Below are 11,860 nucleotides of genomic sequence, written 5' to 3'. Positions count from 1 at the left end.
ACTCATGTCTTTGTTTTTGACACTTCTAATCACTTGTGCTCGAAAATCTGCTGAATAGGTCATTTGTTCTTCTGCCATTTCGCTTGTTTTAAAACGATTGTATCTTATTTAAAAAGAACTGACTATATCAGCAATACTTGAAGCATCTGTCGTATAATAAAAACCACCGCCGCCATATGCTTCGCTGCCTAATTTACATAAGTTCTTTGCATCAGTAGAAGGTGTAATAGATGAGTTAGGGTCTTTTTCATCACAATGATAGACCGTTTTGCCGCTACCATCTACTGAGGTCTTGATACCATCAAATGTCTTACCAAAACCAACTGCAGCGGTTAAAATTGAGCGCTTAGAAGGGTTGGTCACATCTCGTAACTTTTGAGAGTAATCACCCATACATGACCATGCGCCCTCCGAACCTCCTTTTCCATTTTCCAAACCTCCAGAACAGCTACTGCTTATACTTAAAGAGCTACTATTACCTGTCAGGCTTAAATTCATTAAATTAGAAGCAATAGTGCTAGAAGAACCATTTGGCTCACCATCTGTTAAAAAATAAACCCCATAGCCACTACACTGTGATTCAGAGACAGGTGCTTGATAGTTTAGATAATCATTATTAGAATCTTTAGTATCTTGATTTGATACGGTATAGCCACTATGATCCGTATCTTTGATCACCTTAACTTTCTCTATTTTTTTGAGATAATAACGAGTATTTGAAGTATCCTCATACTTATTAATTTCTCTCGATACGTAAGTTTTTGCCGTATCATCATAGTAAGATAACGAATTTGAATAATAACCACTACTTGTTTCCCGTCTAACGGTGCGATATTGGCTTTCTGCACAGTCATAAATATTGAGACTTCCTAATTTAGTTAGTTCAGAAGAGTTATTATCGCATTTGTCTATAGTATATCTGTAGTCATATCTTGAGCCGCTAGAAACAATCTTACCCAATACTTTATAAGCCGTTATCTCTTCTGTTGTTGTGGTACTCGTACCCATCATATATGCTCCTGCTTCCGCATAAGCATTAGCAGCAGGTGTACCATTATAAACGGTTAGGCTCTTTACAGCATTTATTAGTTTAATACGTTGGTCGTCGTCTAGCTTTTTAGCAGGCACAATAATACGACCTGCTTTACTATCAGCCTGCCCATCTCCATCTTTATCAACAGAGTAATTGCCTAAACCAATCATATTCTTTTCTGATAAGGTATAATTCCCGTTACTGTCTTTTTGTGAAAACAATTGGATCAGAGCATCTTGTAACATGGTGATACGGTCATAATAATTTTGACTACTACTATTTTCGTTCCAAGTACTGCCACTCCAGCTGCCTTTTTTACAACTTTTTAAGCTATAATCAATCTTTGTACTACCAATTACAACGCTTTTATTATCTGCTAATCCATGAACTTTAAAAGCGTTAGCATTTTTATAAGACCAAGAAAGACTACCATTCCAATTTTTAGTTATATTCCAGACACAGCTAAAGCCGTAATCCTCAAACATACTATCTACACCATAATCTGATCTAGTACTGGTACCCATAGACCCTGATGTATCAAGCATTAGAGTTAGTACCGCACCACCTGACTCAGCTGCTTTGTATATCTCAAGGTCTCCCAAGTTATTTCTACCGGCATTGACAGATATGGGTATCATAGAAAGCGCGATAGCACAAGAAAGCGGCAACATCAGAGGCTTAACAATCTGATTAACTTTAGAGCACTTTGAGTGTTGGCTGATATTATTTTTTAAAATCATAGTAAATACTCTTTTTAATAACAGATGTTAAACAATCTAAATAAGTGATGTATGACTCAGTTGCTATCGATATCGATTACTTGGGTTTTGGGTTGCCGTTGACATCAATCCCTACTAATTCTTGGCAACCTTCTGCTATTTTACCGTCCCCTACACCAAAGCCGTAACAGACCGTATTCTCAACGACATTTTTGACATAGGCTTGTTGTACTAATGTCTTGCTAGGGATACCCTCATCTTTCATGCACTCGTCTAGAGACTTAGTGGTTCCATCATTAGGAGCAATAGGCTTTTTTAAACAATCATTTATTGCTTGTTTATTAGCGTTCGATAGACTGGGCAGGATCGAGGTAGAATGAATATTAAAAACAGCAGACTCGTTGCTAGGCTCATTTGCTTGTATGCCAGAACCTTGTGTTACTGATTTAAAATTTCCTTGTCCTACTACCGCTTTTGATGGACGAGTAATATTAATCTGTGTGACAACATTACTGCGGGCGCTAGCATAGCTATCTGCCTTAGATATATCGCAGTAGCCATTGCCTGTCGTCAATACAGTACTTCCATTTGGCTTTACAATACTGGCTTGGTTCAATTTGGCAAAATCACTCTGTCGTGGGTTATAGCAAAAAATATACTGATCGTTGCGATTTGCGCTCCCTGCTTCAGAAAGATAGTAGCCAAACATCCCACTTCCTTTAATAACCGCATCTTTATAATCTTGATCTTTGTCATTATCAAAAATTTTCTCTATACGCTTGTTACCACTATCTGATGAGTTTAATAGAAACGTGTCTATTTGATCCGCAGTAGCGACTTTTAGGTCTGTTGTACTTCTTTTAACTGCGATAACACCTACCAAAGTAATCAGCATTAAGAAAAGTAGCACGACTATAAGAGTAACGCCTTCCTGTGATTTTTTACGCATCTCATTTATCCTCTTGCAGTCAGCATATACGCTTAACTTATTAGATAGCTTATATAGAGCTCTCTTTGATTGCTCTCGAGTTTCTTAACATTATATTTGACTCATATACCCTACGAATAAAGGCTTTAGACGTATCTGTTGATAATGCCTTTGGCTCTCCAAATATGATGAATTTAGAAGCTCCTGTCTCTCCCGTTAATGGACGATCGGCGCGTACTAGAGCAGATAGCTTTATGGATATAATATCCGTGGTTATAGTAGAATCAGTCGCTAAACCCTTTAAATAGCTCATGTACTGCTCAGGAGTAAAATACCTCAGATTCACGGAAGAAGTTAGCGGGTCTACAACTTCTACCCCTAACAGCACACCAAAATAATCTACTCTCGGAATAACTACTTCTCCTACATCGCCAAAATCTCTTATATTTCGACTCTCTTGCAATATAGTACTATCATTAATTTTTTGTAAAGTAAGCTCTGCTGGATTTAAAATCTCTTTGACATATCGCCCAGCATCACAACGTAGCTCATAGCTTTTTATATTAGATTCATAATTAGATTTGTCATTCTGAGCGACTTCTCTTAAAAAATATCTTTGAACGATAACCTGTCCCGGTATAAGCTCTAAACGACCATCACGTTCTATTTCTATAGGACCTCGAACTAAAGTACCTTCGCAATCATACATATCCTGCGGTGCTTCATATTGAATAGTCAATTGTGAGCTTTTTAGACCAGTAATATTACTTGCTTCTATTCCGCTTCTTGTTAGAAATTTAACATCAATGTCATCTGTACCAACGCTTGTTGCGGTTCCACCCATTTTAATGCCATTCATATTGTTTTTAGATTTATCTGTTTGCGAGGCACTAACTAGACTGGTATCACTGGTCATAACCACACCAGCTAAAGGAGTGAAAGGGTTATTGGAGTCCGCCATACCTAAATTACTAAGCCTGATACTTTTCTCAATATTTTGAATACCAAAAATACTCGCTTCTAATATATCTGTACCACCAGACTGTACGCTACTGGTTTTGATACTTGTGAGATAAACCTGCATAACTGCTGCCGAGATCAGAAGACCTAATGTAAGGGATATCATAAGCTCAATTAAAGAAAAACCTTTTTGAGTACAATTAGGTGGCATTAGTAGGACTCCATAATCACACAGTCAGAACCTGCATGGTATATACCAGAAGTGTCAGCACAAGCTTTATTACTTTGCGAATTAGCAGCAAAAATTGGTTTTGTGCCATTCCATGAAGCAATAATACATTGGCGTAGTTGCTTATTTGTAGTGCCTGGACAAGTAACCATGTTAACTAAAATGCCATTATTACAAGCTTGTTGCATAGCGCTCCAGCTATTATATTTTACTAATTGTTGTGCAGTGCATGAGTCGCTATCACAGTTCTTCGTCACACTACTAGTTTTATAGTCTGTGACAGCAGTGCAATAATCTTTTGTATCAGATACATTTCCTAAAGCACTCTGTATACCCTGCTGATAAGCTAATATATTATTAGGATTTAGCCGTAAGTCTTCAGATAGGCCGCGCATCACTGTATTAGCATTAGCAATTAATACGCTATCGTCTGTTGCTTTTACAGATACCATATTTAATGCACTAAAGCCTAAAACTGCCACCGCTAGTAATAGTAAAGCGACCATTACCTCAACCAGCCCAAGACCAATTTGCTTATTAAGCATATTCATGTACATGTTCCTTCCGACTTAACGCTAATAGTTGCTATAGCGCTAACCGTTACTTTTAAAGGAGTGGCAGCAGTATTGCTATCGCAGATAGTATATATAGTGGCATTCGCAATCTTATTCGGACTGAACTTAGTACTAGTAGCATTTGGTTTGATTGTACTTTTAGTATCATACTTATAACTTGCTATATTTTTTTTTACCGCGCCTGAAACCATATAATCGATTTTGATCGTTTTTTTAGTATTATCGAAACTCAACGTCAATGGTTGTCGGCGAATAATGCTCTCAGCCTTAGCTTCTTTTAATGCATTCTCTAACGTAGCAGTTGTCGACTTTACGCGCTGATTGGCTAATTGATTACTAATATTAGGTGCCGCAATACTAACAATAATTGCAAGCACGGCAATCGTTACCATCAGCTCAATCAGCGTAAACCCTGAACTGGTCATTCGTAATTTTTGTACTACCGTATTTGCAGATGCGTTCACATCAAATCCCTATATCTAGCTGCCACTTTCTTAATTAATACTTGGTTCAGAATAATAATTATTGTACCTAGCTCTTCTAAAGCCTATTATCAGTCTCTTACATTTTAACTATATTCACTAATATACATGCAATTTTCGTTCCAATAGATCTCATTTTAATATAGCGGAAATACTTTTACTGGTTAGATCTCTGACTTTACTTATTATGGTGTTAATTAGAATTTATGGTAATCACATTGGATGCTAAAGCTCTAAAATATATGGGGGAAATGTGTCAATAATATAACGTTAAGACAACAAATTAGCAACATAATAGTTATTATAAATTGATATGAAAAGCTTTTCTAATAAAAACGGATTTTATGACTGACTACCATGCGCTAAGGCATAAGCTGAGAGATAATACTGATGAGAGTTTTGAGAGTTAGGTATTGCTAAGCTTGTATGTTGCATAATTAGAGCACGACCTAACGCTTGTAGGCTAGCGCCTGTGGTTGCAACATCATCAAATAATATTAAGCGTTTAACCGGAAGTTTTTCGATTAAAGCAAAGGCATTGTCTAAATTACTTAAACGTTCCGCACGCGTCAGTCCTTGCTGGCTAACAGTATTGTCGATACGTTCTACGCCTTGCCAAAACGGAATGTGCCAATGCTTAGACAGTTGCGTGGCTAAAATACTGACGGGGTCAAAGCCACGTTTAATAAGGCGTTGATTGGTTGTCGGCATGGCAATAATGACGCTATTATCGCGATGGCAGCCATGAGGACGTGGTAATTGACGTAATACATGCAGCAATAACGGCAGCTTCGTCATATCTTCGTGATGCTTAAAAGCACGGATCGCTTGCCGTATTGGATAATCGTAATAAGTCGCTGCTTGAATAGACAGACTAGTGCCCGCAGCAATATCAACTTCGAAAGATTTGGGTAGCCACGCGATACTGTTATGACAATCGGAGCAAAGCAAGCCGCTATTAAAACGGTTATTAACTTGTTGGCGCAGTTTGGTAAAGAATGAATAATTATTTAGCGGACTTGTTGAGGGATGATTTTTTAAGAATTGTGATTGCGGCGTACTGCGATAAATACGGCATAACTGGCAGCGTATGTCTCCATACTCTGCCAGCCATAGTCCGCTTTGATAAGGCGCTAAATGGCGCATCCGACGATGCCTATTGGCGCACTTATATTAGAAACCTTTCCAATCATTAAGAATGATACCAAAACCGATAGAGGTATTTTCATGGTTATAATCAACAATAGATTCACCATAACCCTGAAATAGCTGTATATAGCCATTAATATTTTTAGCTAATGGATACGTGTAGTCAATTTGCGCCGCACCTTTATTGGTGGCGGGATTATAACGCAAAGTGCCACTCAGACTCTGTTGCGCTGGTAGGTCATATAAGAATTTAATATCACCATAACCCATGTAGTCTTCGATATCTGGATTATCTTCACTATCAGAGCTTTCGTTATTAATGCGAGCCCATAGGCGTGGTATGACAGAAAGCTTACCCCACTCAGCCCCTGCCATCAGATAAGCACGGTTCCATGAGCGCGATAAAGGATCATCTTGTCCGTTAGAGTGGTGAATAGCACCCGCTCCTAACATGCGCAGACGACCACCAAAAGGTAAGTCAGCCGCCACTGGCTGGGTCAAAAATATTTCTGGCTGATAGTCGGTCGCTCGAAATGGACGCGAGTTATCTTCGTTATAGACTTGCCAATGCGACTCTTGAGTATAACCAAACCACAAATCAGCACTGGTATCGAACAGATCTTCCATTACTTTAGTCTTTAAAGACAACTGGAACTTTAGCTCGGTATTGCGCGTATCGTTAGAGGTGCGAGGATACACTTCTTGTGACGGCGTGCTTGGACCTAAATTGGGATCAAAGGTATAAAAGAGTGGCAATACATAAGTCGGACGGTACGGTCTAACCGTCCACGTACCACGCTCGCTATTTTTATCCAAATCATAAGCCAAGCTTAGCGGGCTAAACTTTTCTATATCGGCTTGTGTAACGCCGATATTTTCTAATACTTCCGCTTCCCTCTGCGTCAATCCAACCGTATCCAAAGTGTCTGTATCTGTTGGTTCACTATTCGTGGTGCCATTCATCGCTTCATTAGCATTAGCATTGGTAGCGATAGTGTTATTTTCGTCTACAAGCACCAATTGCGGATTACCTGAAAAGGTACTTTGCAGGGTTTTTGCCAAATCAACCGGTTGCTTAGTGGCAGTGTAGCTCGGCGTCTGACCTTGCTCAGCCACTTTATCGAAACAGGCTAACCGCGCACCACTGGTTTGCACTTGAGTACATTCATAAAACAGTCTTGCTTGTTCGGCGACAAATTCCTTACTAATAACTTTGTCGCTTTGAGCCGCTGCATTTGGGTTGACGACGCGCTTATTCACCTTTTCTGAGGATTTATCGGTCTCATATTCAAATGCAATGTCTTCTACTGGCAGCTCCTCATAAACTTCATTACCATTGGCCGCATGTCCTTGTAGCGTAAAACAAGTAAGCGCCGTACCAACGGCTATCGTTAAATAGCGCTTAGGTAGCTGAATATGGCTAGGTTTGCATACTTTAATAAGCGCTAAAGAGCGACGCTGTGAGGTAATATGAGAAAACATAAGTGTCCTTTATCTAACTGACATCATCGTCAGCAGAGTATATGAGATAAGTAATATAACCATTAGCGTGATTGCTAAAATAGAATAAGAACTGAGACAATAGCCATAAATTTGGTCGTAAAAGGTAGCGATTACACGTAGTAATGCTCCTTTAGCAATGTTGCTTTATTGTAATGAAAATATAGGCACTATACTAGCGTTATCGCTGTCTAATGCCAATGTAAATAACAATATAAATCGCAAAGTAAATAGAAATAAATAACGCTAAACCAAGGATTTAGCGCCTACATTAAAGAATATATTTAATAAAATTGAAAAAGCCAACGCCCTATTATCAAAGGACGTTGGCTTTTTAGTGTGTAGGAATGACGTGAAATTTATCTAAATTTAATGATTAATTCAATGCAGCTAAGGTTTGCTCAAACTCTGCGCGACCAATTTCACCCACTTGTTGATTGACCAATTGACCGTCTTGATAATACAGCAATGCTGGTGGGCCAAATAATTTATAGCGCGCTAAGATTGCTTTTGAATCGGCTGTCGTTTCAGTGATATCAAGTCTGACCAGTTGCCAATCTTGCATCTGCGCTGGACGATTATAAAATAAGTTTTTATCCATAATCCTGCACTCAATACACCATTCGGCAGTGACGTCGACCAGCACTTTAGGGTTGGCGGCGATAATGGCATCTAACTCAGTCAGCGTAGTAACAGTCTTATCTGTGCTATTGCTTATCGCTGGTTGACCAGTAGTAGTCTGCATCATCGGAGTAACGCTTAATGACGCTAGCGGATGTAAGCTATCATCATTGCCTAATGCAGCGCCGACGATTAAACACGTCGCCCAAATACCAGTAATCAATCCTAGCGCTTGGGTCAGCATACGACCTTTACCCAACCAGCTCCACGCCCACATCGCCACAACCATAAACCATAATGCCCACACCATCAGCATCACAGGCGAAATAAAGACGCGCTCAATTAATAACAACGCAACGGCAAAAAGCAGCAAAGCAAAACCTTGCTTAACCCAGTTCATCCACTCGCCAGCTTTAGGCATGATTTTACCTTGGGTAGCACCAATTAAGATAAGCGGCGCTGATAAACCAAAACCTAGCATAAATAAGGCGGCAAACCCAAGTAGCGGGCTACCAATCGTCGATACTGCAAGCAGCGCGCCAAATAATGGTGCAGAAACACAAGGTGATACTACGAGCGCGGATAAAAACCCAGCGATTAAACTGCCGCCCGTACTACCAAGCTTACTATCCCCTGCTTGGCTTAAGCCTTGCATTTTACTACTAATAAATCTTGGCAGACGAATGCTAAACAAACCTAGCATGTATAAAGCCAATAGGACAAAGACAATAGCAAAACTAATCAAGATAATCGGATTTTGCAGCCAACCGATAATGCCTAACGATTCACCAAACACCGCTATAACTGCACCTAAAATACCATAAGCCGTCGCGACACCGATGGCATAACTGCTGGTGAGAATAATGCCGCGTTTCACGGTTGGGTTTTCCTCACGTGCAACGATGTTGGCGACAATTGGTAGCATCGGTAATACACATGGCGTCAATGCCAAGCCTAACCCTGCCAAAAACAATAATACCAATGCCAACCACGGATGCGAAGCCAAGCCAAAAGGATCGCTATTAATCGCATTATTGCCAATCACTGTATTACTGTCTGTTGCAGCAGCATTATTTATGACAGCGTCATTGTTTGCTGCTCCACTTGTGACATTACCACCTATAACTTCTTCGTCTGCGCCAGAGATGGTATTGCTAGCACCAAGTTCTGCATCTAAAGTCGCATCATCTAACAAGGCATAATCAATCACCTCATCGTCTGGCAAGGCTTGCGCTGCGGCAACATTATTAGAATCATCCGCATTTGCAGATAGAGGTTTATCATTCGCAGGATTATTTTGCGCAGCGGAAATACTGGCACTATTCGCTGCCGATTGTTGCGGCATGGCCGCGATATTGACCGTGGTTTTTATTTTCTCCGGTGGATAGCACAGACCCGCTTTGGCGCAACCTTGCCAACCAATCGTCACAGCAGCATTATCTATAGCTTTGCCGTTACTACTGCTCAAAACGGTGCTAGCAATCATGTTAGCTTGGTCAAAAACCAATACTTGCCCAAAGGTTGGATCGTCGATTGAGACTGGCTTTTGGCTAAAGGTAAAAGGCGCGGCTGTCACGCCAGCAGGCAACGTCAGCTTAATTTGGTCTTTGTAAACATAGTGCTCAGGGGTTATGTCAAAGTTAATCGCTAAACGGGTGCCATTATTGGTAGGTTTGCTACTACTGCTGACCTGAAAAGCTTGGTCAACTGGCAAAAATTTCGGCTGGGCAGTACTTTTATTACCAAATAAATCACCCAATCCTGCCGCTTGCGATGCCACTGGCGCAACCACTAATCCAGTAGCGGTTAATACCGTCAACAGTGAACTAGCGCTTAAAGCAAATGCCAATAGACAAGATTTTTTTGAAGATTTATTTTCCGTTAATGACGGAGATTTTTCTGCGGTCTTAATGGACATAAAACGCTACCTATTATTACCAAAATTCAAATTAACCCATTCGCTGTCTGTCTACGTGATTATTTATTTACGTAGCGTAGCAATATTTACCGTGGTTTTTATTTTCTCTGGTGGATAACACAGACCCGCTTTGGCACAGCCTTGCCAGCCAATGACAACCGGTACATTTTTGGCGCCTTTGCCATTATTGCTGGTCAACGTGGTAGTGGCGATTATATTTTTTTGGGTAAAGACCGGAACTTTCCCAAAGGTCGGGTCATTAATAGCAACTGGCGACTGACTAAAGCTAAATGGCGTGGCACTGATGCCCTTAGGAAAGCTTAACGTAAGTTTATCTTTATAAACGTAATGGCCGGGCGTGATATCAAACGTAATCGATAGCTGCGTGCGTTTAGAGGTCGCTTTGGAAATACTATCCACTTGAAAGGCTTTATCGACTGGCAAAAACTTTGATTGCGCTACATTATTGTTACTAAACAACTCACCTAGTCCTGCTGCTTGCGCGCTCATTGACATCATTGACATCATTGACAACCCTGTCATCAATAAGGTGCTCATAAGCGCAATTGACAATATATGAGGCTTTTTAGCAAGGCGTTTATTGATAATTGACGTGGCTGTTTTTATGAACATAAATACCTACCTTTGATGACTGGTTTTAAAGACTGTTTTTAAAGTACGGGTAAAGACTGCTTTCAATGATTAATTACTAAAAACTTGAACTTATATGGTGAGCGTTTATATATGACACTACTTATTTTATGTTTTAATAAAAAATATCAACCAATAAAGCCTTATTGGTTGATATTTAGAAATTATAAACGGCGCTTTAGTCAATAAAGTGTCATTATTAGAAAATAACAGACTACTCATCTCTAACCACTTTAAGGCCAAACTTATAGCTGGGCATAAAGGTCAGCGTCTTGTCCTTCACCGCCCTGCTGTCCATCTGCACCCAAAGAAAACAAGTCATAAGGTCGACCTTCGCTACCTGGCGCGACATATTGCAATTCGTTTTCCCAACCATCGGTCGGATAACCACCTTTGATATAACCGCCATCAGGATAGTTTTTGGCCTCTGCTGGCGGTGTGGTTAGCGCTTCTAAACCTTGCGCCGTAGTTGGATAACGCGAATTATCAACTTTATACATATCAAGAGCATTAGATACGGTCGCAATCGCCGTTTCAGTGGTTTTGACGCGAGCTTTATCACTTTGTCCAACCACTTTCGGCACCACCAAACCTGCAAGAATGGCCAAAATCACAATCACTACCATAATTTCAATAAGAGTAAATCCAGACTGGCTTTTACGCAATGGCTGACTGGCTCTCGTAGAAGCTGGCTTATTGTCGCTAATACTTTCTGCCTGAGATTTATTGCCAGTCTTAGCGTTTTTTGGCATGGTATTTACTTGAATGGTATCAATTATAGTCATCGCTTTTGTCATCGCTTTTTATCAGGTGATATAAATAATGAATGTGGTGTTCAGAGCGCTTTCATCGGTTGGCTATAGATTAATGAACACTAAACCGTTTATCACTATAAACCATGCTTTTATTTTTATCCAGCGCTACGGTAGCTTGTTATTGATGGAGATTTTTATTTATTGAAAGAGGCAGCGGATAATTTGATGACAGCTAATATTGCTAAGCACGAAGTATATTTATAAATATAGACTATCTAGACGTGGCTTTTGACTAATGCTTACTATAGCGTGCCAATTGGTTTAGCTCTAGTAAAAACAC

10 protein-coding genes are annotated in these 11,860 nt (G+C 39.9%); all 10 read right to left on the bottom strand.

All coding sequences use genetic code 11. The annotated features are described in order from the left end of the window. Positions 1-108 precede the first annotated feature (108 nt). Positions 109-1,773: a hypothetical protein gene (locus JMW39_RS08285; RefSeq protein ID WP_201545675.1), complete on the bottom strand. Its 1,665-nt coding sequence runs from the start codon at positions 1,771-1,773 to the stop codon at positions 109-111. A gap of 76 nt (positions 1,774-1,849) precedes the next feature. Continuing rightward, positions 1,850-2,701 (bottom strand): PilX N-terminal domain-containing pilus assembly protein, encoded by an 852-nt coding sequence (locus JMW39_RS08280; protein WP_201545672.1) that lies wholly within the window; start codon positions 2,699-2,701, stop codon positions 1,850-1,852. Between the two features lie 49 nt (positions 2,702-2,750). Next, positions 2,751-3,851 carry a PilW family protein gene (locus JMW39_RS08275; protein ID WP_201545669.1) on the bottom strand — a complete coding sequence of 367 codons (1,101 nt, stop codon included), beginning with the start codon at positions 3,849-3,851 and terminating at the stop codon, positions 2,751-2,753. Beyond that, on the bottom strand, positions 3,851-4,420 hold the full coding sequence (locus tag JMW39_RS08270) for a type IV pilus modification protein PilV (protein WP_201545666.1): 570 nt from the start codon (positions 4,418-4,420) through the stop codon (positions 3,851-3,853). Before JMW39_RS08270 ends, JMW39_RS08275 begins: the two co-directional genes overlap by 1 nt. Continuing rightward, entirely contained in the window at positions 4,417-4,908 is a 492-nt protein-coding gene (locus JMW39_RS08265) for a Tfp pilus assembly protein FimT/FimU (RefSeq protein ID WP_227679463.1), read from the bottom strand. The genes JMW39_RS08270 and JMW39_RS08265 overlap by 4 nt, the downstream gene beginning before the upstream one ends. Positions 4,909-5,268: 360 nt before the next feature. After that, entirely contained in the window at positions 5,269-6,072 is an 804-nt protein-coding gene (locus tag JMW39_RS08260; protein ID WP_201545664.1) for a ComF family protein, read from the bottom strand. Between the two features lie 27 nt (positions 6,073-6,099). Further along, positions 6,100-7,557, bottom strand: a complete 1,458-nt coding sequence (locus tag JMW39_RS08255) for a phospholipase A (protein ID WP_201545661.1) — start codon at positions 7,555-7,557, stop codon at positions 6,100-6,102. Positions 7,558-7,951: 394 nt separating this feature from the next. Then, positions 7,952-10,114 (bottom strand): protein-disulfide reductase DsbD domain-containing protein, encoded by a 2,163-nt coding sequence (locus JMW39_RS08250; RefSeq protein WP_201545658.1) that lies wholly within the window; start codon positions 10,112-10,114, stop codon positions 7,952-7,954. A gap of 63 nt (positions 10,115-10,177) precedes the next feature. Next, positions 10,178-10,747, bottom strand: coding sequence for a protein-disulfide reductase DsbD domain-containing protein (locus JMW39_RS08245; RefSeq protein ID WP_201545655.1), 570 nt, complete (start codon positions 10,745-10,747; stop codon positions 10,178-10,180). Positions 10,748-11,010: 263 nt separating this feature from the next. Continuing rightward, positions 11,011-11,550 carry a type II secretion system major pseudopilin GspG gene (gspG, locus tag JMW39_RS08240; protein WP_320157916.1) on the bottom strand — a complete coding sequence of 180 codons (540 nt, stop codon included), beginning with the start codon at positions 11,548-11,550 and terminating at the stop codon, positions 11,011-11,013. Between the last annotated feature and the right edge of the window lie 310 nt (positions 11,551-11,860).

Origin of the sequence: Psychrobacter immobilis, assembly GCF_904846175.1 — a bacterium.
GTDB classification, from domain to species: domain Bacteria; phylum Pseudomonadota; class Gammaproteobacteria; order Pseudomonadales; family Moraxellaceae; genus Psychrobacter; species Psychrobacter immobilis_E.
The sequence above is the reverse complement of the archived record's forward strand: the minus strand, read 5'-3'. Positions and strand labels throughout refer to the sequence as shown.

Coding starts and splice junctions, on each gene's coding strand:
- JMW39_RS08285 (WP_201545675.1), bottom strand. CDS start 1,773: ATGATTTTAAAAAATAATATCAGCCAACACTCAAAGTGCTCTAAAGTT.
- JMW39_RS08280 (WP_201545672.1), bottom strand. CDS start 2,701: ATGCGTAAAAAATCACAGGAAGGCGTTACTCTTATAGTCGTGCTACTT.
- JMW39_RS08275 (WP_201545669.1), bottom strand. CDS start 3,851: ATGCCACCTAATTGTACTCAAAAAGGTTTTTCTTTAATTGAGCTTATG.
- JMW39_RS08270 (WP_201545666.1), bottom strand. CDS start 4,420: ATGAATATGCTTAATAAGCAAATTGGTCTTGGGCTGGTTGAGGTAATG.
- JMW39_RS08260 (WP_201545664.1), bottom strand. CDS start 6,072: ATGCGCCATTTAGCGCCTTATCAAAGCGGACTATGGCTGGCAGAGTAT.
- JMW39_RS08255 (WP_201545661.1), bottom strand. CDS start 7,557: ATGTTTTCTCATATTACCTCACAGCGTCGCTCTTTAGCGCTTATTAAA.
- JMW39_RS08250 (WP_201545658.1), bottom strand. CDS start 10,114: ATGTCCATTAAGACCGCAGAAAAATCTCCGTCATTAACGGAAAATAAA.
- JMW39_RS08245 (WP_201545655.1), bottom strand. CDS start 10,747: ATGTTCATAAAAACAGCCACGTCAATTATCAATAAACGCCTTGCTAAA.
- gspG (WP_320157916.1), bottom strand. CDS start 11,550: ATGACTATAATTGATACCATTCAAGTAAATACCATGCCAAAAAACGCT.